Genomic DNA, 24318 nt, shown 5'->3' with positions numbered 1-24318 from the left:
TTCGTTAATTAAGTGTAAATTTCTGCGCCAGGGTCTGTTACTTCACCTTCACCAGCGTACGGCCTTGCACCTGGTTATTGATGATGGCATCGGCGAACTTCGGCGCATCCGCCAGCGTAATTTCCGTTGCCGCCTGAGCATAGAAAGATTCCGGCAGATCCTTAACCAGACGCGCCCAGGCTTCTGCACGGCGTGCCGGCGGGGTCATCACCGAGTCCACTCCTTGCAAACGAACGTTACGCAGAATGAATGGCATCACCGTGGTTGGCAGAGCGAAACCGCCCGCCAGGCCACAGGCGGCAACACAGCCGCCGTAGTTCATCTGCGCGAGGACTTTCGCCAGAACTTTGTCGCCAACGGTATCCACCGCGCCAGCCCACAGCTGTTTTTCCAGCGGGCGAGATTCAGCAAATTCATCGCGGCCAAGAATGCGGTTAGCGCCCAGGCTTATCAGGTAGTCGTGGGTGCTTTCACGACCCGAAATCGCCGCAACCTGATAACCCAGCTTATGCAGTAATGCAACGGCTGTGCTGCCCACGCCTCCGCTGGCGCCAGTGACGACAATCTCACCGTCTTGCGGACGAATTCCTGCATCTTCAAGCGCCATGACGCAAAGCATGGCGGTAAAGCCAGCGGTACCGATGACCATGGCTTTACGTCCATCCAGCCCTTTTGGCAGCGCAACCAGCCAGTCGCCTTTCACGCGTGCGCGTTCTGCCAGTCCACCCCAATGATTTTCACCCACGCCCCAACCGGTCAGTAAAACCTCCTGACCCGCATGAAAACGGGGATCTTCGCTTGCACGCACGGTACCAGCGAAATCGATACCAGGAATCATCGGAAAATTACGAATGATTTTTCCCTTGCCGGTGATAGCCAGGGCGTCTTTATAGTTCAGGCTTGACCAGTGGACATCCACCGTTACATCGCCTTCCGGTAGCTGATTTTCGTCGAGGGGTTGAACGGATGCGAGGGTTTTTCCGTCCTGCTGTTCTAAGATCAAAGCCTGCATAACCTGTCCTCAATTCGTATAGTGGATTGGAAAATTAATAATGAAGACTATACTCGCTAATCAAAACATGATGCCGATTCTGCGCAATAAATTGCCAGATATACCTGATTTGGTAGTATGCCCTCACAGTTTGTATAAATTGGCGGATTTTGCGGTCAGTTTTGCATTTTAGAGTCGATTTATCACTTTCAGGCCTGTTTCATAACTGTCGGAGTTAACACAAGGATGCGATTAACGACGAAATTTTCAGCTTTTGTCACGCTGCTTACTGGGTTAACGATCTTCGTGACTCTGATCGGCTGTTCGCTGAGTTTCTACAACGCTATTCAATATAAGTTCACCACGCGCGTTCATGCGGTCGCGACGGCGATTGATACGCATCTGGTCTCCAGAGATGTCGTTGCGTTAACCCCGCAAATCGATGAATTGATGGTTTCTGTTGATATCGTGCGCATCGAACTGTTGCAGGGCGGAAATGTGGTGTATGACCACTCACGCACCAGCAGCTACCGACCGGCAGGGACAAACAATCTCTACCGCGAGATTACCGTACCGTTGGTCAAGCATCCGGGTATGTCATTGCGTCTGGTTTATCAGGATCCGATGGGTAACTATTTCCATTCGCTGATGACCACCGCGCCGCTCACGATAGCCATTGCTTTCATTATTCTGATGCTCTTTTTGTCTGTGCGCTGGCTTCAGCGTCAGCTTTCAGGTCAAGAACTGCTGGAGATTCGTTCCACGCGTATTCTGAACGGCGAACGTGGACCGAACGTGCGGGGAACGGTCTATGAATGGCCTGCGCGTACCAGTAGCGCACTCGATATGCTGCTGACTGAAATTCAAAATGCCCGCGAGCAACGCAGCCGCCTGGATACGCTGATTCGTTCCTATGTCGCGCAGGATACAAAAACCGGGCTAAGCAACCGCTTGTTCTTTGATAACCAACTGGCCACGCTGCTGGAAGATCAGGAAAAAGTAGGCTCGCATGGCGTCGTGATGATGGTGCGCCTGCCGGACTTTACGCTGCTGCGCGATAGCTGGGGAATCACTCTCGCGGAAGAACAAATCTCGACGCTGATCAATTTGTTGTCGACTTTTATGACGCGCTATCCGGGCGCGTTGCTGGCGCGCTACCACCGTAGCGATTTTGCTATCCTACTGCCGCACCGTACGCTGAAAGAGGCGGAAAGCATCGCCGGGCAATTATTAAAAGCGGTAGATGCGCTTCCAGCTAATAAAATGATCGATCGTGCCGATATGGTTCATATCGGTATTTGCGTTTGCCGCAGCGGACAGTCGACGGAACAAGTAATGGATCACGCCGAAGCGGCTACGCGGAATTCGGTATTGCAGGGCGGAAACAGCTGGTCGGTCTATGATGACTCGCTGCCGGAAAAAGGTCGGGGCAATGTACGCTGGCGAACGCTGATCGAACAGATGCTCAGCCGGGGCGGGCCAAGAATTTATCAAAAGCCTGCGGTAACGCGCGAAGGCCGGGTGCACCATCGGGAGTTGATGTGCCGTATTTTTGATGGCAACGAAGAGGTCATTTCGGCGGAATATATGCCGATGGTCCTGCAATTTGGTCTGGCAGAAGAATATGACCGTTTGCAGATAAGCCGTCTGATCCTGCTTTTGGGCTACTGGCCGCAGGAAAATCTGGCGATGCAGACAACGGTTGAATCGCTTATTCGTCCACGTTTTCAGCGCTGGCTGCGTGATACGCTGATGCAGTGCGAAAAATCATTACGCAAACGCATAATTATTGAACTTGCTGAGGCAGATGTCTGTCAACATATCAGCCGGTTACAGCCTGTCATCAGATTGATGAATGCGCTGGGCGTGCGTATTGCCGTTACGCAGGCGGGGTTAACGCTGGTGAGCACCAGTTGGATCAAAGAGCTTAACGTTGAGTTATTGAAGCTTCATCCAAGTCTGGTGAGGAACATTGATAAGCGAACGGAAAATCAGCTTCTGGTTCAAAGCCTGGTGGAGGCCTGTTCGGAAACACCCACGCAGGTTTACGCCACGGGCGTACGTTCGCGTAGTGAGTGGCATACGCTGACAGAACGCGGAGTTGCGGGTGGGCAAGGAGATTTTTTTGCCGCATCACAACCACTTGACACTAACGTGAAAAAATATTCGCAAAGATACTCGGTTTAACCTGCCGTTTAATTTGTTTTCACGTAGAATAACGCGCGCTGTGCCTTCTGGGGGTGTGCTTGCCTGCTCGCCAGGTTGTAACAGCAAACATGCAGGTGAATGACCTTTGACAGGTTGCAAACAAAAGCGAGGAGTGCTGCTGATTTATTCAGCCCTGATGGACTCAGGCCGGTTTTGTAACAAAGGAAACGAACTGCACTAATTTTCACCGTAGCAGATGATTTTTGCGCCTTGTCGCTGCTGCGTGTGGTTGGTAAAGTAAGCGGATTTTGTTTTCCGCCCCAGCTTTCAGGATTATCCCTTAGTATGTTGAAAAAATTTCGTGGCATGTTTTCCAATGACCTGTCCATTGACCTGGGTACCGCGAATACCCTTATTTATGTAAAAGGACAAGGCATCGTATTGAATGAGCCTTCTGTTGTGGCCATTCGTCAGGATCGTGCCGGTTCGCCGAAAAGCGTGGCTGCAGTAGGTCATGATGCGAAGCAGATGCTGGGTCGTACGCCGGGCAATATCGCTGCAATTCGCCCAATGAAAGACGGCGTTATTGCTGACTTCTTCGTGACTGAAAAAATGCTCCAGCACTTTATTAAGCAAGTGCACAGCAATAGCTTCATGCGCCCAAGCCCGCGCGTACTGGTGTGTGTACCGGTTGGAGCAACTCAGGTTGAACGCCGTGCGATCCGTGAATCCGCTCAGGGCGCAGGTGCTCGTGAAGTCTTCCTGATCGAAGAGCCGATGGCGGCCGCGATCGGTGCGGGTCTGCCAGTTTCTGAAGCAACCGGTTCAATGGTTGTGGATATCGGTGGTGGTACCACTGAAGTTGCCGTTATCTCCCTGAACGGCGTGGTTTACTCCTCTTCTGTCCGTATTGGCGGCGACCGCTTCGATGAAGCCATCATTAATTATGTTCGTCGTAACTACGGTTCACTGATCGGTGAAGCGACCGCAGAACGTATTAAACACGAGATCGGTTCCGCTTATCCGGGTGACGAAGTGCGCGAAATCGAAGTTCGCGGTCGTAACCTGGCTGAAGGCGTTCCGCGTGGCTTTACCCTGAACTCTAACGAGATTCTGGAAGCTCTGCAGGAACCACTGACCGGTATCGTAAGCGCAGTAATGGTTGCACTGGAACAGTGCCCGCCGGAACTGGCGTCTGACATCTCCGAACGCGGTATGGTGCTGACCGGTGGCGGTGCGCTGCTGCGTAACCTTGACCGTCTGTTAATGGAAGAAACCGGTATTCCAGTTGTTGTTGCTGAAGATCCGCTGACCTGCGTGGCGCGCGGCGGCGGCAAGGCGCTGGAAATGATCGACATGCACGGCGGCGACCTGTTCAGCGAAGAGTAATCGGATGCAGGTTGGGTAGCCCCCGCGGGTTGCCCTTCCGCTCTGATACGAGAATACGCATAGACTATGAAGCCAATTTTTAGCCGTGGCCCGTCGCTACAGATTCGCCTTATTCTGGCGGTGCTGGTGGCGCTCGGCGTTATTATTGCCGACAGCCGCCTGGGTACGTTTAGTCAAATCCGAACGTACATGGATACCGCCGTCAGTCCTTTCTACTTTATCTCAAATGGTCCTCGTGAATTACTCGACGGCGTGTCGCAAACGCTGGCTTCGCGTGACCAACTCGAACTTGAAAACCGGGCGTTGCGTCAGGAACTGCTGCTGAAAAACAGCGAACTGCTGATGCTGGGGCAATACAAACAGGAGAACGCGCGTTTGCGTGAGCTGCTGGGATCGCCATTGCGTCAGGACGAACAAAAGATGGTGACGCAGGTCATCTCAACGGTTAATGACCCTTACAGCGATCAGGTCGTGATCGACAAAGGGAGCGTTAACGGCGTCTACGAAGGCCAGCCGGTTATTAGCGACAAAGGCGTAGTAGGTCAGGTCGTGGCGGTGGCTAAATTGACCAGCCGCGTGCTGCTGATTTGCGATGCGACGCATGCGCTGCCCATTCAGGTACTGCGTAATGATATCCGCGTGATCGCTGCGGGTAACGGCTGCACCGACGATCTTCAGCTCGAACACCTGCCAGCTAACACCGACATTCGCGTTGGCGATGTGCTGGTCACCTCGGGTCTGGGTGGACGTTTCCCTGAAGGTTATCCGGTTGCTGTTGTTTCTTCCGTTAAGTTGGACACTCAGCGCGCTTATACCGTGATTCAGGCTCGCCCGACCGCGGGTCTGCAGCGTCTGCGCTATCTGCTGCTGTTGTGGGGTGCCGATCGTAATGGCGCAAACCCGATGACGCCGGAAGAAGTACACCGCGTTGCGAATGAACGTCTGATGCAAATGATGCCGCAAGTTCTGCCTGCACCAGATACCATGGGACCGCCTGCGCCAATGCCAGCACCTGCAACAGGCGTGGCTCCAGCGCCCGCAGATACCACGCCGCCACAACCTGCTCCGCGTAAGCCGGGAGGACAGTAAGTGGCAAGCTATCGTAGCCAGGGACGTTGGGTGATTTGGCTCTCGTTCCTTATTGCACTGTTGCTGCAAGTCATGCCCTGGCCGGATGACATTCTGGTTTTCCGGCCAAACTGGGTGCTGCTCATCTTGTTGTATTGGATCCTGGCACTGCCGCATCGCGTAAATGTGGGCACGGGATTTGTGGTGGGTGCCATACTGGATCTCATCAGCGGCTCCACGCTTGGCGTGCGCGCATTGTCGATGAGTATCATTGCTTATCTGGTCGCGTTGAAATTCCAGCTATTCCGAAACCTCGCGCTCTGGCAACAGGCGCTGGTGGTCATGTTGTTATCACTGGTCGTGGATATTATTGTTTTCTGGGCCGAGTTTTTAGTGATCAACGTCTCTTTCAGACCTGAAGTGTTCTGGAGTAGTGTAGTGAATGGTGTGCTTTGGCCATGGCTATTCTTACTGATGCGTAAAGTCCGTCAGCAGTTTGCGGTGCAATAAGGTTGATATGAATACTCTGTATCTTGCTTCAGGTTCTCCACGTCGTCAGGAGTTGCTCGCTCAGCTTGGTGTTACGTTTGAACGACTGGTCCCTGGGATTGAAGAACAGCGGCACCCGCAGGAAAGCGCGCAGCAGTACGTTTCCCGTCTGGCGCGCGAAAAAGCGCAGGCTGGCGTAGCGCTGGCCCAGCGCGATTTGCCGGTATTGGGTGCGGATACCATCGTTATCCTTAATGGCGAAGTGTTGGAAAAACCGCACGACGCCGACCATGCCGCAGTAATGCTGCGCAAACTGTCGGGCAAAACGCATCAAGTTATGACGGCCGTGGCACTGGCCGATCGCCAGCACAGTCTGGACTGCCTGGTAGTGACGGAAGTGACATTCAGAGCACTAACCGATGAGGACATCGCGGGCTATGTTGCCAGCGGTGAACCAATGGATAAAGCAGGTGCATACGGTATTCAAGGGTTGGGTGGCTGTTTTGTCAGGAAGATAAATGGCAGCTATCACGCCGTAGTCGGCTTACCGCTGGTAGAAACGTATGAGTTGCTGACCAATTTTAACGCACTGCGTGAGAAAAGGGATAAACATGACGGCTGAATTGTTGGTAAACGTAACGCCATCGGAAACTCGGGTGGCTTACATCGATGGTGGTATTCTGCAGGAAATTCATATTGAACGTGAGGCGCGACGCGGAATCGTAGGCAATATCTACAAAGGTCGTGTAAGTCGTGTACTTCCGGGTATGCAGGCGGCTTTTGTAGATATTGGACTGGATAAAGCCGCATTTCTTCACGCTTCTGACATCATGCCGCACACCGAATGCGTGGCGGGTGAAGAACAAAAACAGTTCACCGTACGCGACATTTCTGAACTGGTGCGCCAGGGTCAGGATCTGATGGTGCAGGTGGTAAAAGATCCGTTGGGAACTAAAGGCGCACGCCTGACGACGGACATCACGCTACCTTCCCGTTATCTCGTCTTTATGCCGGGTGCTTCGCACGTTGGCGTATCCCAACGTATCGAAAGCGAAACCGAACGCGAACGCCTGAAAAAAGTGGTGGCGGATTACTGCGATGAGCAGGGCGGCTTCATCATTCGTACGGCGGCGGAAGGCGTATGCGAAGAGGATCTGGCCTCGGATGCTGCCTACCTGAAGCGCGTCTGGACGAAAGTCATGGAGCGTAAAAAGCGCCCGCAAACGCGCTACCAGATGTACGGTGAGTTGGCACTGGCACAGCGCGTGTTGCGTGACTTTGCCGATGCGCAGCTTGACCGCATCCGCGTCGACTCCCGTCTGACCTATGAGGCGTTACTGGAATTTACGGCGGAATATATCCCCGAGATGACCAGCAAGCTGGAACATTACAGCGGGCGACAGCCTATTTTTGATCTCTTTGACGTTGAGAATGAAATCCAGCGCGCGCTGGAACGCAAAGTTGAGCTGAAGTCCGGCGGTTATCTGATCATCGATCAAACCGAAGCGATGACCACCGTCGATATCAATACCGGCGCGTTTGTTGGGCATCGTAATCTCGACGACACTATCTTTAATACTAATATTGAAGCAACGCAGGCCATTGCTCGTCAGCTGCGTCTGCGTAACCTCGGCGGTATTATCATTATCGATTTTATCGACATGAATAATGAAGATCACCGTCGTCGGGTGCTGCACTCCCTGGAGCAGGCTCTGAGCAAGGATCGCGTAAAAACCAGCATTAACGGTTTTTCACAGCTGGGCCTGGTGGAGATGACGCGTAAACGCACACGTGAAAGCGTGGAACATGTACTGTGCAACGAGTGTCCGACCTGCCATGGGCGTGGTACGGTGAAAACGGTGGAAACCGTATGCTATGAAATCATGCGCGAAATCGTGCGCGTACACCATGCATATGACTCCGATCGTTTCCTGGTTTATGCCTCTCCGGCAGTGGCTGAAACCCTGAAAGGTGAAGAGTCACATGCGCTGGCGGAAGTTGAGATCTTTGTCGGCAAACAGGTCAAAGTACAAATCGAACCGCTGTATAACCAGGAGCAGTTCGACGTCGTCATGATGTAAATCGTGTAGTGGCACCCGCGCATGTAAGCCGGATAAGGCGCAAGCGCCGTTATCCGGCAATATTCACTCAAGGGGTGTGAGTCATATTTTTTGGTAGACAAGGAGAGGCGCGTGAGGCGATTGCCGGGGATTTTACTGCTCACTGGAGCCGCATTCGTTGTCATCGCAGCGCTGCTGGTCAGTGGACTGCGCCTTGCGTTACCTCATCTTGATAGCTGGCGTCCGGCCATTCTTGGCAAGATTGAATCCGCCACAGGTCTGCCTGTTTCCGCCAGCCAGCTTTCTGCCAGCTGGCAAAATTTCGGTCCTACGCTTGAAGCGCGCAATATCCATGCGCAGCTGAAAGATGGGGGAGAATTTTCGGTAAAACGCGTCACGCTGGCGCTGGATGTCTGGCAAAGTTTGCTGCACATGCGCTGGCAATTTCGCGATCTCACCTTCTGGCAACTGCAGTTGCGCACCAATACTCCTATCCAGCGCAGCGAAGGCGGAGATGGGATTGAAACCGGCCATCTCAGCGATCTCTTCCTGCGTCAGTTTGATCATTTCGATCTACGCGACAGCCATATCAGCTTTATAACCCTCTCAGGTCAACGTGCTGAACTGGCGATCCCCCAGCTTACCTGGTTGAATGGTAAAAATCGGCATCGCGCCGAGGGTCAGGTCAGCCTCTCCAGCCTGACCGGACAGCACGGCATTATGCAGGTGCGTATGGATCTGCGTGATGACGAAGGGCTGTTGAATAACGGTCGGGTCTGGCTGCAGGCAGACGACATCGACGTCAAACCATGGCTGGGCAAATGGATGCAGGATAATGTCGCGCTACAAACCGCGCGTTTTAGCCTGGAAGCATGGATGACGATCAGCAAAGGCGTCGTTTCTGGTGGTGATGTCTGGCTGAAAAAAGGCGGGGCAAGTTGGCTGGGTGAAAATCGTACGCATACGCTTTCCGTCGATAATCTGACGGCGCACATCAGCCGTGAAGAGCCGGGCTGGCAATTCTCTATTCCCGATACGCGTATCACCATGGATGATAAGCCCTGGCCGAGCGGGGCATTAACGCTGGCCTGGATCCCTGAGCAGGAAGTCGGTGGTGAGAATAACAAACGCAGTGATGAGCTACGCATTCGTGCCAGCAATCTGGATCTGGCCGGGTTAGAAGGGCTGCGTCCGATGGCATCCAGGCTATCGCCTGCGCTGGGGGATATCTGGCGAGCTACGCAGCCGAGCGGCAAAATAGATGTGCTTGCGCTGGATATCCCGTTACAGGCGACAGAAAAAACCCGCTTCCAGTCCTCGTGGACCGATCTGGCCTGGAAACAGTGGAAGCTGCTGCCGGGGGCAGAACATTTCTCCGGTACGCTTGCGGGAAGCGTTGAAAATGGGGCGCTTACCGCCTCCATGAAACAAGCAAAAATGCCGTATGAAACCGTCTTCCGAGCGCCGTTGGAAATAGAGAACGGCGTGGCGACGCTAAGCTGGCTGAAGAATGATAAAGGCTTCCAGTTAGACGGGCGCAACATTGATGTTAAAGCGAAAGCGGTACATGCGCGCGGTGGTTTTCGCTATCTGCAACCGGCTGATGATGAGCCATGGTTGGGCATTCTGGCCGGTATCAGCACCGACGATGGCTCCCAGGCCTGGCGCTATTTCCCGGAAAACCTGATGGGTAAGGATCTGGTTGACTACCTCAGCGGCGCTATTCAGGGCGGCGAAGCGGATAACGCCACGCTGGTGTATGGCGGTAACCCGAATCTGTTCCCGTATCTGCACAATGAAGGGCAGTTTCAGGTCCTGGTGCCGCTACGCAATGCGAAATTTGCTTTCCAGCCCGACTGGCCTGCGCTAACCGATCTTAATATCGAACTAAACTTCATTAACGATGGCCTGTGGATGAAGACGGATAGCGTCAATCTAGGCGGCGTGAAGGCCAGTAACCTGACGGCTAATATTCCCGACTATGCAAAAGAAAAGCTGCTGATTGATGCCGATATCAACGGGCCAGGCAAGGCGGTTGGACCTTATTTTGATGAGACTCCGTTGAAGGATTCTCTCGGCGCCACGCTGGAACAGTTGCAAATTGACGGTGATGTGAATGCTCGCTTACATCTTGATATTCCGCTAGACGGCTCGCTGGTTACCGCCAAAGGCGACGTCAACCTGCGTAATAACAGCTTGTTTATTAAACCACTCGACAGCACGCTGAAGAATTTGAATGGTAAATTCAGCTTTATCAACGGCGATCTGAAGAGCGAGCCGATGACGGCGAACTGGTTTAATCAGCCGCTGAACGTCGACTTCTCCACCACCGAAGGGGCGAAAGCCTATCAGGTAGCCGTGAACTTGCAAGGCGACTGGCAGCCAACCCGCATGGGGATTTTACCGGCGCAGGTCAACGATGCCTTAAGCGGTAGCATGGCGTGGAATGGCAAGGTGGGTATCGATCTTCCGTATCATGCCGGGCCGACCTACGACATTGAGCTAAAGGGTGACCTGAAGAATGTAAGTAGTCACTTACCTGCTCCGCTGAATAAAGCGCCCGGTGAAGCGTTGCCGGTGAATGTTAAGGCCAACGGTAATCTGCGCAGCTTTGAACTGACCGGCAATGCTGGCAGTAAGAACCACTTTAACAGCCGCTGGTTGCTGAATCAGAAACTGACGCTTGACCGCGCTATCTGGACGTCGGAAAGCCGTACTGTGCCCGCGTTACCCGATCAGCAAGGCATTGAGCTTAATCTTCCCCCTATGGATGGCGCGCAATGGCTGGCGTTGTTCCAAAAAGGCGCAGCGGATAACGTTGGCACTAATGCCAACTTCCCACAACGCATCACCGTGCGTACGCCATCATTATCCCTGGGCGGTCAGCAGTGGAATAATTTGAGTATTGTGTCTGAGCCTGCGAGCAATGGCTCCATCGTGCAGGCGCAGGGTCGTGAAATTAATGCCACGCTGGCGATGCGCAATAATGCGCCATGGCTGGCCAATATTAAGTATCTTTATTACAACCCCAGCGCGGCGAAAGCGTCACCGGGCAACACATCAGCCTCGCCGTTTTCCGCCGTGGACAACTTCAGCTTCCGCGGCTGGCCTGACCTTCAGTTACGCTGTGCCGAGTGCTGGATGTGGGGACAGAAATATGGGCGCATTGATGCCGATGTAGCAATTAAAGGCGACACGCTAACGTTGAGCAACGGTCTGTTGGATACGGGCTTTGCCAGACTGACCACCGATGGCGTGTGGGTGAATGCGCCGGGCAAAGAGCGAACGTCACTGAAGGGTAAACTGAGCGGTAATAAAATTGACTCTGCGGCCAGTTTCTTTGGCGTATCGACCCCGATTCGTAATTCTTCGTTCAACGTGGAGTATGACCTGCACTGGCGTAACCCGCCGTGGGATCCGGACGAAGCATCGCTGAATGGGATTTTGCGTACCCGGTTGGGCAAAGGTGAGCTTACCGAACTCAGTACCGGGCATGCGGGGCAACTGTTGCGACTGCTGAGCTTTGATGCGTTGCTACGTAAACTACGTTTTGATTTTAGCGATACCTTCAGTGAAGGTTTCTATTTCGACTCGATTCGCAGCACGGCGTGGATTAAAGATGGTGTGATGCATACCGACGACACGCTGGTGGATGGTCTGGAGGCAGACATTGCGATGAAAGGCTCAGTGAACCTGGTCCGTCGGGAGCTGGATATGGAAGCCATTGTCGCGCCTGAAATTTCTGCCACCGTAGGGGTTGCCGCTGCGTTTGCTGTCAACCCGATTGTCGGCGCGGCGGTATTTGCTGCCAGTAAGGTTCTGGGGCCATTATGGAGCAAAGTTTCGATTCTGCGCTATCGCATCACCGGTCCGGTCGATAAACCGCAGATTAACGAAGTTCTGCGTCAGCCGCGCAAAGAAAGCCAGCAATGATTTGACGGGGGCAAGTAATTGCCCCAATCTCAGTACATAGTATTGCCGGATGGAGCAGCGCTTATCCGGCCTACAGTAGCCTAACAACGTAGGCCGGATAAGGCGTTTTTGCCGCCATCCGGCAGAATTAAATGAGTAACCAAAACGATGAGTCTGAACCTGGTAAGTGAACAATTGCTAGCGGCGAATGGCCTGAAACATCAGGATCTGTTTGCCATTCTGGGCCAACTGGCCGAACGCCGTCTTGACTACGGCGATCTCTATTTTCAGTCGAGCTATCACGAATCCTGGGTTTTAGAAGACCGCATCATTAAAGACGGCTCTTACAATATCGATCAGGGTGTTGGCGTGCGCGCCATCAGCGGCGAAAAAACAGGGTTTGCCTATGCAGACCAGATCAGCCTGCTGGCGCTGGAGCAAAGTGCTCATGCTGCCCGTACTATCGTGCGTGACAGCGGTGACGGCAAAGTAAAAACGCTGGGAGCGGTTGAGCATCAGGCGCTTTACACTTCGGTTGATCCGTTACAGAGCATGAGCCGCGAAGAGAAACTGGATATTCTGCGTCGCGTTGATAGCGTGGCCCGTGCCGCCGACAAACGCGTCCAGGAAGTAACCGCCAGCCTGACCGGTGTTTATGAACTGATCCTGGTAGCAGCGACCGACGGTACGTTGGCCGCTGACGTTCGCCCGCTGGTACGCCTGTCCGTAAGCGTCCAGGTCGAAGAGGACGGTAAGCGCGAGCGCGGTGCCAGCGGTGGTGGCGGTCGTTTTGGCTATGACTATTTCCTTGGCGACCTTGATGGTGAAGTCCGTGCTGACGCGTGGGCGAAAGAAGCCGTACGCATGGCGTTAGTTAATTTGTCCGCGGTAGCAGCGCCTGCTGGTACGCTGCCGGTAGTACTCGGCGCTGGCTGGCCTGGCGTTCTGCTGCATGAAGCGGTCGGTCATGGTCTGGAAGGTGACTTTAACCGCCGTGGTACCTCGGTATTCAGCGGTCACATGGGTGAGCTGGTGGCGTCGGAACTGTGTACCGTTGTGGATGATGGCACAATGGCGGACCGTCGTGGCTCTGTGGCTATTGATGATGAAGGCACACCGGGTCAGTACAACGTGCTGATCGAAAACGGTATTCTGAAAGGCTACATGCAGGACAAACTGAACGCGCGCCTGATGGGCGTCGCGCCAACGGGTAACGGTCGCCGTGAATCTTACGCGCACCTGCCGATGCCACGCATGACCAACACCTACATGCTGCCGGGGAAATCCACGCCGCAGGAAATCATCGAATCCGTTGAATACGGCATTTATGCGCCTAACTTCGGCGGCGGCCAGGTGGATATCACCTCCGGGAAATTCGTGTTCTCGACGTCTGAAGCGTATCTGATTGAAAACGGTAAAGTAACCAAACCGGTGAAAGGCGCGACGCTGATTGGGTCTGGTATCGAAGCGATGCAGCAGATTTCAATGGTAGGTAACGACCTGAAGCTGGATAACGGGGTTGGTGTGTGCGGTAAAGAAGGGCAGAGCCTGCCGGTGGGCGTGGGCCAGCCGACGCTGAAGGTGGATAACCTGACGGTGGGTGGTACTGCATAACATCATGATGTATGCCCGATAAGCACCAGCGCTATCGGGCATCTTTCCGGACGCGGCGTCAACGCCTTATCCGGCCAATACTCTTTTTATTTCTCTTTTCCCCGGCCGTACATCCCCTGAAAAAGCTGCGCTACATCGACAAAATACTCCGTCAGATAGTTAATCACCACCTGGACCTTGAGCGGCAGTTTGTCTTTTTCGGTATACAGCGCATAGACCGGACGCGGATCCGACTGGTAGCGGGGGAGCAGGATCTCCACTTCGCCACGATTGATCTCATTGATCACCCACATTAGCGGCACATAGGCAATGCCTGCACCCGCAGCCAGCCAGCGCACCAATGTCATCGGATCGTTAGTCACAAAACGACCCTCTGGGATCAGGCGGGTGGAAATTCCTTCCGGAGCGATAAGCTCGAATTCATTATCCGGGCGCACGCTGTATTCCAGCCACGAGTGGTTGCTGAGATCGGCGGGTTTCTCCGGGGCACCAAACTGTGCGAGATAGCTTTTAGCCGCGCAGACTACCATCGGCATGGCACCCAGGCGACGCGAGAACAGACTGGAGTCCTGCAACGCACCGACGCGTATGACCACGTCCAGACCATCGGCGATTAAATCCGGGGCCGGGATGCCTGTTACCAGATTTACCGTCAGACCGGGGTATTCCTTCAGCATTGTCGCGGTCAATCCGGCGAGGACATTTTGTGCCATGGTTGAAGAACAACCAATGCGCAGTGTGCCGATGGGCGTGTTGTTAAAGGCATAAAGCTGCTCGTGAACATCCTGCGCTTCGTGCAGCATTCTCCGGCAGCCCTGGTAGTAAATTTTACCGGCTTCGGTCAGCCCAATGCTGCGTGTACTGCGGTTTAGCAGCTTAACCTGTAGCTCATCTTCCAGTTTGGAGACCGTCTGGCTTATCGATGAAACGCTCATTTGTAGCTGTCTTGCGGCGGCGGTGAAGGAGCCCAGTTCGACGACTTTGGCGAACACCGACATACGTTTTAATCGTTCCATTGTTCACTCTGGCTTAAAAGTGATTTAGATCACATAATATAGATAACAGCATAACAGTTACGTTAATATATTATTATTCAAATAACAGCTATGTCGCTCTCGCCTGGCTCATCCTTGCCCTTCTCTGCGGTGACATACGCTAGAAAATCTATCACCTGCACTCTCTTAAGTTACCAAGGTCAACATGAGTCTGTTTCCCGTTATCGTGGTGTTTGGTTTGTCCTTCCCACCGATTTTTTTCGAATTACTTTTGTCACTGGCGATTTTCTGGCTGGTGCGCCGGATGCTGGTTCCAACCGGCATCTATGATTTTGTCTGGCATCCGGCTCTGTTTAACACCGCGCTGTATTGCTGCCTGTTCTATTTAATAACGCGCCTGTTCGTTTGAGGTTGAAGTGAAAACACTAACAAAAAAACTCTCCCGTACGGCCACGACTCTCGTACTGGTCATTCTGGCCTTCATCGCTATTTTTCGCGCATGGGTGTATTACACCGAGTCGCCATGGACACGTGATGCGCGTTTCAGCGCAGATGTCGTCGCTATTGCGCCGGATGTTGCGGGTCTTATTTCCAACGTTAACGTCCATGATAACCAACTGGTGAAAAAGGATCAGATTCTGTTCACCATCGATCAGCCACGCTATAAGAAAGCCCTTGAGCAGGCCGAAGCTGATGTTTCTTATTATCAGGTTCTGGCCCAGGAAAAACGCCAGGAGGCTGGCCGTCGTAACCGCCTGGGCGTGCAGGCCATGTCTCGTGAAGAGATTGACCAGTCAAACAACGTCCTGCAAACCGTATTACACCAGCTTGCGAAAGCACAAGCGACCCGCGACCTGGCAAAATTAGATCTGGAACGTACCGTCATTCGCGCACCAGCAGACGGTTGGGTCACTAACCTGAACGTTTATAGCGGCGAATTTATTACGCGTGGTTCCACAGCGGTGGCACTGGTCAAACAGCATTCTTTCTATGTGCTGGCTTATATGGAAGAAACCAAACTAGAAGGCGTTCGCCCTGGTTATCGCGCTGAGATCACCCCGTTGGGCAGTAATAATGTCTTAAAAGGCACCGTTGATAGCGTGGCGGCGGGGGTAACAAATGCCAGCAGTACGCAGGATGCAAAAGGTATGGCGACCATTGATTCAAATCTGGAATGGGTGCGCCTGGCGCAGCGTGTACCGGTACGAATCCGCCTTGATGAGCAGCAGGGAACTCTGTGGCCTGCCGGGACAACGGCTACCGTTGTCATTACCGGTAAGCAGGACCGTGATGCAAGCCAGGAGTCCTTCTTCCGTAAAATGGCGCACCGCCTGCGCGAGTTTGGTTAATCGCGATGGGTATTTTCTCCATTGCCAATCAGCATATCCGCTTTGCGGTAAAACTGGCGTGCGCGATTGTACTGGCGCTGTTCGTTGGTTTTCACTTCCAACTTGAGACTCCGCGTTGGGCGGTGCTGACTGCAGCCATTGTGGCGGCAGGCCCGGCCTTTGCTGCCGGTGGGGAACCCTATTCAGGGGCTATTCGCTATCGCGGCATGCTGCGTATTGTCGGGACATTTATCGGTTGTATTGCCGGACTGATCATTATCATCAGTATGATCCGCGCTCCGTTATTGATGATCCTGGTGTGCTGTATCTGGGCCGGATTTTGTACCTGGATCTCGTCACTGGTGAAGATCGAAAACTCCTATGCCTGGGGGCTTTCGGGCTATACGGCGCTGATCATCGTCATTACCATTCAGGCCGAACCGCTGCTGACGCCGCAATTTGCGCTCGAACGTTGCAGTGAAATTGTGATGGGGATTGTCTGTGCCATTGTGGCCGATCTACTTTTCTCTCCCCGTTCGATAAAACAAGAGATTGATGTTGAGCTGGACAGCCTGCTGGTGGCGCAATATCAACTGATGCAGTTGTGCATTAAGCACGGCGACAGCGAGGTTGTGGATAAAGCCTGGGGCGATTTAGTCCGTCGTACGGCAGCGCTGGAAGGTATGCGCAGTAACCTGAATATGGAGTCTTCACGCTGGGGGCGTGCTAACCGCAGGCTTAAAGCATTGAACACGCTGTCGCTCACGCTCATCACGCAGTCCTGTGAAACCTATCTTATTCAGAACACCCGACCGGAACTGATTACTGATACTTTCCGCGAGTTGTTCGATACGTCGGTTGAAACGGCGCAGGATGTCCACAAACAGCTGAAGCGGATGCGTCGGGTGATTGCCTGGACCGGCGAGCGCGAAACGCCGGTCACCATATACAGCTGGGCAGGTGCGGCGACGCGCTACCTGCTGCTCAAACGTGGTGTGGTGAGTAATACCAAGATTAGCGCTACGGAAGAAGAGATCCTGCAAGGTGAGCCGGTGGTGAAAGTGGAGTCTGCCGAGCGTCATCATGCGATGGTTAACTTCTGGCGTACCACGCTTTCTTGTGTGCTGGGGACCTTATTCTGGCTATGGACCGGATGGACCTCCGGCAGCGGTGCAATGGTGATGATTGCGGTCGTCACCTCGCTGGCAATGCGTTTGCCAAATCCTCGCATGGTGGCGATAGACTTTATCTATGGGACGTTGGCAGCGTTACCGCTCGGAGCGCTCTATTTCCTGGTGATTATCCCTAATACGCAACAAAGTATGCTGTTACTGTGCCTGAGCCTGGCGGTGCTGGGATTCTTTCTGGGGATTGAGGTACAGAAACGACGGCTGGGATCGATGGGGGCGCTGGCCAGCACCATTAATATCATTGTGCTGGATAACCCGATGACCTTCCACTTTAGTCAGTTCCTTGACAGTGCGCTGGGGCAGATTGTTGGCTGCGTGTTGGCGTTTATCGTCATTCTGCTGGTGCGTGATAACTCTCGCGACCGAACGGGTCGTGTATTGCTCAACCAGTTCGTGTCGGCGGCGGTTTCAGCAATGACCACCAATGTAGTCCGTCGTAAAGAAAATCATCTTCCGGCACTTTATCAGCAGCTGTTTTTGCTGATGAACAAGTTTCCCGGCGATCTGGCGAAGTTTCGCCTGGCGCTGACGATGATCATCGCGCACCAGCGCCTGCGTGATGCACCGGTACCGGTAAACGAGGATCTATCCGCATTCCATCGTCAGCTTCGGCGTACTGCCGATCACGTAATTTCAGCAGGAAATGACGACAAGCGCCGACGCTACTTTAGCCAGTTACTGGAGGAGCTCGAGGTCTACCAGGAGAAATTAATTATCTGGCAAGCACCGCCGCAGGTGACCGAGCCGGTAAAACGACTCAGTGGGATGCTGCACAAATACCAGCATGCGCTGGTCAGTAATTAAGAGTTGTAAACCGACGCTAAAAGCGTCGGTTTTTTTATGGCTATACTTACCTGAAAATGCGAGAGACCCCTGGATATTGGCGGTCTGTAGAGTAGCTGGCGTCGGGATGGTGGCTATAGATGAACATCTATACATTTGATTTTGACGAGATAGAAGATCAGGGCGATTTCTACCGCGAGTTCACGCGCACATTCGGTCTGGCCCGGGAAAAGGTGGTTGATTTGGATTCTCTGTGGGAGGTGGTGATCGGGGAGGTCTTGCCGCTGCCGCTGGAGATTGAATTTGTCCATTTACCGGACAAGCTGCGCAGGCGATACGGCGCGTTGATTTTACTGTTCGATGAAGCGGAAGAAGAGCTGGAAGGGCAGTTGCGTTTTAACGTTCGTCACTCAATGTAAGACATAAAAAAGCCCCCGGCAGGCGGGGGCAAGTCGTCGGACTTAGACGACGAGGGTTTATTTGTAGAGTTCTGCAGTAGCGTGCCAGTGAGCACCTTCACGGAGTTCGGTGACGCGATAGCTGCTGGCGCCTGCTTTTTCAGCTTTAGCGGCGATGGCCTGACGCATGTCCATTGGTGAACTACCGATCTGAGAGACGGAGACGCTACCGATGGATTGCAGATTCTGTGCTTCTTGTGAGTTCACCTGAGTAACCGCGGCGCTTGCACCGAAGGAGAGAACAGAAAGAAGGCTTAAGGTTGCAATAGTAGTTTTGATTTTCATGATATTTACCTCGTCGAATTCTTTTATTGGGGTCTGTGTTTCGTGACCCTCATCACAAAATCAAGTATACACTAATCACCCGATAAATTAATACCACGCTAATTGTTTCATTGGGTTTTGAGTGTTAAGAAAATGATTTTTTATAACTCAATGGAATTAAAAAGAGCATTTTAAACAGCTTATACAAAATAAATTTAATTAAATCATGTAGATACTTGATTTTGCAAAATGTGCGTTTTTAAGGCTGCACATTCACCATGTGAATGTATTTTGATGGTTAAACGCACCATTTGTTAAATCAATAGCAGTGGAAAAGAGAAGGAGGGGGATGAAAAGAGAGTGTTTTCCCCCGCCGCGAGGCGACGGGGAGGTGGTATTACAGTTCTTGTTCGAACAGTTCCAGAATGGCTTCGTACAGATCTTTTACCGTAAAACCCTTAGCTGGGGTGGTGAAGATGGTATCGTCACCGGCAATCGTACCCAGGATACCTTCCGCTTTCCCCAATGAGTCCAGCAGACGTGCAATCAACTGAGCAGCGCCAGGGCTGGTATGAATAACCACGACCGCATCGTTATAGTCGATATCCAGCACCAGATTTTTCAGCGGACTGGAGGTCGTGGGTACGCCCAGTTCCGCCGGAAGGCAGTACACCATTTCCATTTTCGCATTGCGGGTACGCACGGCGCCAAATTTGGTCAGCATGCGTGAAACCTTGGACTGATTGATATTATCAAAGCCCTGATCCTGCAACGCGAGGACGATTTCGCCTTGAGAGCTGAACTTTTCTTCTTTAAGTAGCGCTTTAAACGCCTTTACTAATTCTTCTTGTTTTGCCGAGCTTCGCATAAGTCACCCGTAATATGGCGGTAGAAACAACATTATTGTGCATACAGATGAATTTTTATGCAAACAGTCTGCCTTGTTCAAGGCTGAAATAATGTTATGAAAGAGCGGAATTTTATCAAATTTCGTTATCAAGAAACATGCCTGTGTCACGGCTCGCAAATAAGGTTAAAAGTAAATTAAATGTTATCAAATTGATGTTGTTTTGAGAGGCGGGTAGGGTATATTGTCAGCACCTGTTGGAAAGTTGCTCTACTGTGTGGGTGGTTTTGAATTACGTAACTTAGGTTTTATTTTACGTAAGTTAAATGCATAAAAGCCAAATTTGCGTGACTACGCATTCTTGACGCGTGGTTGTTGTATTCATTGGATTTGTGAATTAAGGTCGCCGCCGCGGAGCAATAGACATTTTGCTTATCAATATAATAAGGAGTTTAGGATGAAAGTTGCAGTCCTCGGCGCTGCTGGTGGTATCGGTCAGGCGCTAGCATTACTGTTAAAAACCCAACTGCCTTCAGGTTCAGAACTCTCCCTGTACGACATCGCTCCAGTAACACCTGGTGTGGCCGTTGATTTGAGCCATATCCCTACTGCTGTGAAAATCAAAGGCTTCAGCGGCGAAGATGCTACCCCTGCACTGGAAGGTGCTGATGTGGTACTGATCTCTGCGGGCGTCGCACGTAAACCGGGTATGGATCGTTCCGACCTGTTCAACGTCAACGCCGGTATCGTGAAGAACCTGGTGCAGCAAGTTGCTAAAACCTGCCCGAAAGCGTGTATCGGTATCATCACCAACCCGGTGAATACTACCGTTGCTATCGCTGCAGAAGTGCTGAAAAAAGCAGGCGTATACGATAAGAACAAACTGTTTGGCGTGACCACGCTGGACATCATCCGCTCCAACACCTTTGTTGCGGAACTGAAAGGCAAACAACCAGGCGACGTTGAAGTTCCGGTTATTGGCGGCCATTCTGGCGTGACCATCCTGCCACTGCTGTCACAAATTCCTGGCGTAAGCTTCACCGAACAAGAAGCAGCTGACCTGACTAAACGTATCCAGAATGCGGGTACTGAAGTTGTGGAAGCCAAAGCCGGTGGCGGTTCTGCAACCCTGTCTATGGGTCAGGCTGCTGCACGTTTCGGCCTGTCCCTGGTTCGCGCATTGAGCGGCGAAAAAGGTGTGGTTGAATGTGCTTACGTTGAAGGCGACGGTCAGTATGCTCGTTTCTTCTCTCAGCCGCTGCTGCTGGGTAAAAACGGCGTAGAAGAGCGTCAGTCTATCGGCAAGCTGAGCGCGTTTGAACAAAGCTCGCTGGAAGGCATGCTGGATACGCTGAAAAAAGATATCACACTGGGCGAAGAGTTCGTTAAGTAACGCGAGAGAGGCCTGCGTGTATTTGTAGGCCTGATAAGCGTAGCGCCATCAGGCATTACGTACTAACTCTCTACGATACCGCCTAATAAAAACCGGAGCCAACATGCTCCGGTTTTTTTATGGTCAGTAGGCCGCCAGACGTGACGTTAATTGGTGGCTGGGTATTCCTGGATCGTTACCTGCAGCGTCAACTGTTTGTCATCACGCATCACGACAACGGAGATAACTGAACCTGGTCGAATCTCTGCCACCTGGTCCATCGTTTCCAGCGCAGACACCGCCGGTTTGTTATTGACCGAGATAATCAGATCGTTAACCTGAATGCCCGCCTGCGCTGCCGGACCATCCGGGGAAACTTCGTTAACCACAATCCCCTGAATTTGATCCATCCCGCCGCCCTGAGCGTGCAGTGGTGCAATTTCGCGACCGCTGATACCGATGTAGCCACGAATCACGCGCCCGTCACGAATCAGCTTATCCATGATTTTGGTCGCCAACTGAAACGGAATGGCAAAGCCGATCCCTTCCGGGGTTTCGCCATCGTTGCTCTTATCAAATGACAGCGTGTTAATCCCCATCAATTCACCCAGTGAGTTGACCAGCGCACCGCCGGAGTTTCCGTGGTTGATGGAAGCATCTGTTTGCAGGAAGTTTTGCCGTCCTGTCGGGTTCAGGCCAATTCGACCGGTGGCGCTGATGATCCCCTGAGTGATGGTTTGCCCAAGGTTGTACGGGTTACCGATGGCGAGTACCACGTCACCAATGTGCGGCACGCGTTTGTTATTAATTGGGATTGTTGGCAGCCCGCCAGTGGCGTTGATTTTCAGCACCGCAAGGTCGGTTAACGTATCAGACCCTACAAGCAGCGCTTCAAATACGCGGCCGTCCTGCAATGCGACGATGATTTGGTCGGCATCGTTAATGACGTGCTTATTGGTAATGATATAGCCGCGCTGATCCATGATAACGCCTGAGCCGAGCGTGCGGATCTCAAGCTGGTTGTGCGCGGTACTGTTCATACTGCGGTTATAAACGTTCACGACGGCAGGCGCTGCGCGGCGAACCGCCGGGTTATAGCTGGCAGGCGTTTCATCTGCACTGTCGAACTGCGGTGCGGTAAGCGTATTAATTTTTCGCAGAGAGGGCATCGCGGCCAGCAGGATGGCGCCGACGATTAAACCAATCGCGACCGAACGTAAAAGCTTCACAAACATGATGGCGGCGTCATTAATAAAGGGAACGGCAGCAGCATATCACGAGTTTACCGGACATCACACGAGGGGCTGATGTCCGGTTGCATGCGTTAACGCAGGAGCAGGTAAATACTCTCGTTACCGCGCACCACCTGCAGAGCAATGATCGACGGTTTCGCTTCCAGCACTTTTCGCATTTCGGCGATTGAGTTTACGCGATCGCGGTTAACGCCAATGATAACGTCATCTTTATGCAGACCGGCCTGTGCTGCAGGGCTGCTTTTTTCTACGTTATCAATTCTGATGCCTTTGGTGCCGTCTTTTAACTGACCATCGCTGAGCGTGGCCCCTTGCAACGCAGGCGCAATCATCTCTGCGCTGGCGGACGATGATGTGCTGGTATCGAGGGTGACTTCAACCTCCAGCGGTTTACCGTTACGCAGCAGGCCCAGTTTGACCTTGGTCCCAGGTTCAGTTGTCGCAATGCGTGAACGCAGTTCGGCGAAGCTGTTGAGCGGTTTACCGTTGAGGCTGGTAATGACGTCACCAGATTTCACTCCCGCTTTTGCGGAGCCGGAGTTAGGCAGAACCTCACTGACAAACGCGCCACGCTGTACGTCCAGTTTGAACGCTTTGGCGATATCCGAGGTCATTTCGGTGCCTTTGATACCCAACAGACCGCGTTTGATTTCACCAAACTGCATCAGCTGCTGTGCCAGCGTGCGCGCCATGTTGCTCGGGATTGCAAAACCAATCCCGATGCTGCCGCCGCCGGGGGCCAGAATCGCGGTGTTAATACCGATCAGCTCACCGTTCAGGTTGAGCAATGCGCCGCCGGAGTTACCGCGGTTGATAGAGGCGTCAGTCTGAATAAAGTTTTCCAGACCTTCCAGGTTCAACCCACTGCGACCCAAGGCAGATACAATGCCGGAGGTGGCTGTTTGACCCAAACCGAACGGGTTACCCACAGCCACCGCGAAATCACCCACGCGGAGTTTGTCGGAGTCGGCAATGGCAATTTGCGTCAGGTTGCTGGGGTGCTGAATTTGTAGCAGTGCGATATCGCTCTGATCGTCGCTGCCGATAAGCTTAGCGTCGAACTCACGGCCATCATTAAGCTGAACGCTGATTTTTTGCGCCTGATTAATAACGTGGTTATTGGTCAGAACGTAGCCTTTGGCTGCGTCAATGATGACCCCTGAGCCCAGTCCTTCAAAGGGTTGTGACGGTTGATCGGGAAGTTCGTCACCAAAAAACTTTTTGAACTCTTCCGGGACTTTCTGCCCCTGAGTGGCTGTACCTTCAACCCTTACGCTCACCACGGCAGGTAACACTTTCTCCAGCATCGGAGCGAGGCTGGGAAGCGCAGCCTGACCGGGAACCTGGCCGGGGATAGACGCTGCGGCCGGGAATGGCGCCGAGAGAGTTAACCCGACACTTAACGCTAATGCACTCAACAGCTGGGTTTGTTTTTTCATGGATCCTGCTCTCGTACCTTGAGTAAACGGAAGATGATTCAAAACAGGTTGATGTTATTGAATTTTCGGTTAGGTCACAATGCGGCTAACGACTAAATAATAGCTGGGACAGGAAGAGAAGCGGAGGGCGCAATTGCTGCGCCCAATAAATTTCTTAACGATGTGCGGTTAGTCGCGCTTTGCGCCGCTACGCAGCAGGCCGGATGCCCCTTCAGAATAGTCACGTGGCATCTGAACCGGCGCCTGATCGTTGCCTGCTTCAGACTCTGCCAGACGGTTACGGAACGGGTTGTTTTCCGGCGACATACCCGGCAGCAGGTTGCTGGAGCTTTTCGCCATGTGCTGGTAAATCTGACGATAATCGTCCGCCATGTTATCCAGCAATTCAGCGCTGCGGGCAAAGTGGCTCACCAGCTCTTCGCGGTACTCTTCCAGCTCAGCTTTATTTTTTTCCAGTTCGTACTGCAATGCCTGCTGTTGGCGTAATTTACGATTACCAAAACGCATGGCTACAGCACCAATAATGATACCGACGACTAACCCAATTAGCGCATATTCCCAGGTCATGAACATCTCCCGTTGTCTTGTGTTTCCGTAGGGTGTTGGCTTTAGGCTCCATGCCTGCGCCTGATTATGCCACTATAACCGCTAATCCCGTAGAAGTGGAATCCCGTGTTTATATCACGTAATGTAGAACGGCCTTTTTTTCGTCAACCGT

Annotated in this window: 20 protein-coding genes; 13 read left to right on the top strand and 7 right to left on the bottom strand. The window is 52.7% G+C overall.

Going from position 1 to position 24318, the window contains the following annotated elements:
• Positions 1 to 37: 37 nt before the first annotated feature.
• Positions 38 to 1012 (bottom strand): acrylyl-CoA reductase (NADPH), encoded by a 975-nt coding sequence (gene acuI, locus OGY09_RS05640; protein ID WP_032945155.1) that lies wholly within the window; start codon positions 1010 to 1012, stop codon positions 38 to 40.
• Positions 1013 to 1237: 225 nt separating this feature from the next.
• Here acuI and csrD point away from each other — a divergent pair, with 225 nt between their 5' ends.
• From csrD to tldD, 8 genes are all read left to right on the top strand, one after another.
• Positions 1238 to 3178, top strand: a complete 1941-nt coding sequence (gene csrD / locus OGY09_RS05635; protein ID WP_032945154.1) for an RNase E specificity factor CsrD — start codon at positions 1238 to 1240, stop codon at positions 3176 to 3178.
• Positions 3179 to 3484: 306 nt separating this feature from the next.
• On the top strand, positions 3485 to 4528 hold the full coding sequence (mreB, locus tag OGY09_RS05630; RefSeq protein ID WP_000913396.1) for a rod shape-determining protein MreB: 1044 nt from the start codon (positions 3485 to 3487) through the stop codon (positions 4526 to 4528).
• Between the two features lie 66 nt (positions 4529 to 4594).
• Positions 4595 to 5617 carry a rod shape-determining protein MreC gene (mreC, locus tag OGY09_RS05625; RefSeq protein WP_003828827.1) on the top strand — a complete coding sequence of 341 codons (1023 nt, stop codon included), beginning with the start codon at positions 4595 to 4597 and terminating at the stop codon, positions 5615 to 5617.
• Positions 5618 to 6106, top strand: coding sequence for a rod shape-determining protein MreD (mreD, locus tag OGY09_RS05620; protein ID WP_003025196.1), 489 nt, complete (start codon positions 5618 to 5620; stop codon positions 6104 to 6106).
• Positions 6107 to 6113: 7 nt separating this feature from the next.
• A complete protein-coding gene (locus tag OGY09_RS05615) occupies positions 6114 to 6707 on the top strand; it encodes a Maf family protein (RefSeq protein WP_032945152.1) in 594 nt (197 codons plus the stop codon).
• On the top strand, positions 6697 to 8166 hold the full coding sequence (gene rng / locus OGY09_RS05610; RefSeq protein ID WP_003025190.1) for a ribonuclease G: 1470 nt from the start codon (positions 6697 to 6699) through the stop codon (positions 8164 to 8166). Before OGY09_RS05615 ends, rng begins: the two co-directional genes overlap by 11 nt.
• A gap of 111 nt (positions 8167 to 8277) precedes the next feature.
• Complete coding sequence (yhdP, locus tag OGY09_RS05605) at positions 8278 to 12078, top strand: AsmA2 domain-containing protein YhdP (RefSeq protein WP_032945150.1); 3801 nt, start codon at positions 8278 to 8280, stop codon at positions 12076 to 12078.
• Between the two features lie 147 nt (positions 12079 to 12225).
• A complete protein-coding gene (gene tldD, locus OGY09_RS05600) occupies positions 12226 to 13671 on the top strand; it encodes a metalloprotease TldD (RefSeq protein ID WP_003025183.1) in 1446 nt (481 codons plus the stop codon).
• 86 nt (positions 13672 to 13757) lie between these two features.
• Here tldD and aaeR read toward each other — a convergent pair whose 3' ends face one another.
• Positions 13758 to 14687, bottom strand: coding sequence for an HTH-type transcriptional activator AaeR (gene aaeR / locus OGY09_RS05595; protein ID WP_008785957.1), 930 nt, complete (start codon positions 14685 to 14687; stop codon positions 13758 to 13760).
• 184 nt (positions 14688 to 14871) lie between these two features.
• On the opposite strand from aaeR, the gene aaeX reads away from it, so the two are divergent.
• From aaeX to OGY09_RS05575, 4 genes are all read left to right on the top strand, one after another.
• Positions 14872 to 15075, top strand: coding sequence for a p-hydroxybenzoic acid efflux pump operon protein AaeX (gene aaeX, locus OGY09_RS05590; RefSeq protein WP_003828816.1), 204 nt, complete (start codon positions 14872 to 14874; stop codon positions 15073 to 15075).
• Positions 15076 to 15082: 7 nt separating this feature from the next.
• Complete coding sequence (gene aaeA, locus OGY09_RS05585; RefSeq protein WP_057067981.1) at positions 15083 to 16015, top strand: p-hydroxybenzoic acid efflux pump subunit AaeA; 933 nt, start codon at positions 15083 to 15085, stop codon at positions 16013 to 16015.
• Between the two features lie 5 nt (positions 16016 to 16020).
• Positions 16021 to 17988 carry a p-hydroxybenzoic acid efflux pump subunit AaeB gene (gene aaeB, locus OGY09_RS05580; RefSeq protein WP_204192245.1) on the top strand — a complete coding sequence of 656 codons (1968 nt, stop codon included), beginning with the start codon at positions 16021 to 16023 and terminating at the stop codon, positions 17986 to 17988.
• Positions 17989 to 18107: 119 nt separating this feature from the next.
• Entirely contained in the window at positions 18108 to 18386 is a 279-nt protein-coding gene (locus OGY09_RS05575) for a barstar family protein (protein ID WP_003025168.1), read from the top strand.
• Positions 18387 to 18443: 57 nt separating this feature from the next.
• Here OGY09_RS05575 and yhcN read toward each other — a convergent pair whose 3' ends face one another.
• The gene (gene yhcN / locus OGY09_RS05570) at positions 18444 to 18710 is read right to left on the bottom strand and encodes a peroxide/acid stress response protein YhcN (RefSeq protein ID WP_003828812.1); all 267 of its coding nucleotides are present in this window, start codon (positions 18708 to 18710) and stop codon (positions 18444 to 18446) included.
• 376 nt (positions 18711 to 19086) lie between these two features.
• Positions 19087 to 19557, bottom strand: coding sequence for a transcriptional regulator ArgR (gene argR / locus OGY09_RS05565; RefSeq protein ID WP_003025162.1), 471 nt, complete (start codon positions 19555 to 19557; stop codon positions 19087 to 19089).
• Positions 19558 to 19993: 436 nt separating this feature from the next.
• Here argR and mdh point away from each other — a divergent pair, with 436 nt between their 5' ends.
• A complete protein-coding gene (gene mdh, locus OGY09_RS05560; RefSeq protein WP_008785953.1) occupies positions 19994 to 20929 on the top strand; it encodes a malate dehydrogenase in 936 nt (311 codons plus the stop codon).
• Between the two features lie 146 nt (positions 20930 to 21075).
• Here the strand turns inward: mdh and degS are convergent, their stop codons facing one another.
• The 3 genes from degS to zapG all read right to left on the bottom strand — a co-directional run bounded on the left by degS (position 21076) and on the right by zapG (position 24167).
• Positions 21076 to 22143: an outer membrane-stress sensor serine endopeptidase DegS gene (degS, locus tag OGY09_RS05555; protein ID WP_008785952.1), complete on the bottom strand. Its 1068-nt coding sequence runs from the start codon at positions 22141 to 22143 to the stop codon at positions 21076 to 21078.
• An 89-nt stretch (positions 22144 to 22232) separates the two neighbouring features.
• On the bottom strand, positions 22233 to 23600 hold the full coding sequence (gene degQ, locus OGY09_RS05550) for a serine endoprotease DegQ (protein WP_008785951.1): 1368 nt from the start codon (positions 23598 to 23600) through the stop codon (positions 22233 to 22235).
• A 168-nt stretch (positions 23601 to 23768) separates the two neighbouring features.
• Positions 23769 to 24167 (bottom strand): Z-ring associated protein ZapG, encoded by a 399-nt coding sequence (gene zapG, locus OGY09_RS05545; protein ID WP_003025147.1) that lies wholly within the window; start codon positions 24165 to 24167, stop codon positions 23769 to 23771.
• Positions 24168 to 24318: the final 151 nt, after the last annotated feature.

It is taken from the genome of Citrobacter sp. Cpo071 (genome assembly GCF_030332765.1).
Lineage (GTDB): Bacteria > Pseudomonadota > Gammaproteobacteria > Enterobacterales > Enterobacteriaceae > Citrobacter > Citrobacter portucalensis.
The sequence above is the reverse complement of the archived record's forward strand: the minus strand, read 5'-3'. Positions and strand labels throughout refer to the sequence as shown.